At 65.7% G+C, this 923-nt stretch carries 1 protein-coding gene; it reads right to left on the bottom strand.

The genetic code is table 11. From position 1 onward, the window contains the following. Positions 1 to 923: aminotransferase (locus G3N62_RS35620; protein ID WP_059556402.1), on the bottom strand; the 923-nt coding region annotated here is incomplete at both ends.

The following is a 923-nucleotide window of genomic DNA, read 5'->3' as shown; positions in this document are numbered from 1 at the left end:
TGGCCCGAGTACGTGAGGCCGTGATTGAATTCGCCGTTGTCGATGATCGGCCGCGCCACGCGCTCGTGAATGCCGACCGCCCCCATCGGCACGTAGCCCGACGTGAGGCCCTTGGCCATCGTGATCAGGTCCGGCTCGAAACCGAAGTGCTGATGCGCGAACCATTCGCCGGTGCGCCCGAAGCCGCCGATCACCTCGTCGGCGACAAGCAGGATGTCGTACTTGCGACAGATCCGCTGGATTTCCGGCCAGTACGTCGACGGCGGGAAGATCACGCCGCCCGCGCCCTGGAACGGCTCGCCGATGAACGCGGCAACGTTCTCCGCGCCGAGTTCGAGGATCTTCGCCTCGAGCTGCTGCGCGCGCGCGAGGCCGAACGCTTCCGGCGTCTCGCCCGGCTGCGCTTCGCCGAAGAAATACGGCTGGTCGATATGCACGATGTGCTCGACCTTCGACGGCATCTGCTCGTGCATGTAGCCCATCCCGCCGAGCGTGCCGCCCGCGATGGTCGAGCCGTGGTAGCCGTTCTTGCGCGAGATCACGAACTTCTTCTGCGGCTTGCCCTGCACGCGCCAGTACTGGTGCACGAGGCGCAGCACCGTGTCGTTGCCTTCCGAGCCGCTGTTGCAGTAGAAGAAGTGGTTGAAGCCGGCCGGCGTCAGTTCCGCGAGCAGCGCGGACAGCTCGATCACCGGCGGGTGCGTGGTCTTGAAGAAGGTGTTGTAGAACGGCAGTTCCTGCAACTGGCGATACGCGGCGTCGGCGAGTTCCTTGCGGCCGTAGCCGACGTTCACGCACCACAGGCCGGCCATCCCGTCGATCACCTTGTTGCCGTCCGAATCCCACAGGTAGACGCCGTCGGCCTTCACGATCACGCGGCTGCCGGCGCGGTTCAGCGCGCCCATGTCCGAGAACGGGTGGAT

The organism is Burkholderia sp. Tr-20355 (assembly GCF_017104685.1).
GTDB lineage: Bacteria > Pseudomonadota > Gammaproteobacteria > Burkholderiales > Burkholderiaceae > Burkholderia > Burkholderia seminalis.
This window is presented reverse-complemented; position numbering and strand designations above follow the sequence as displayed.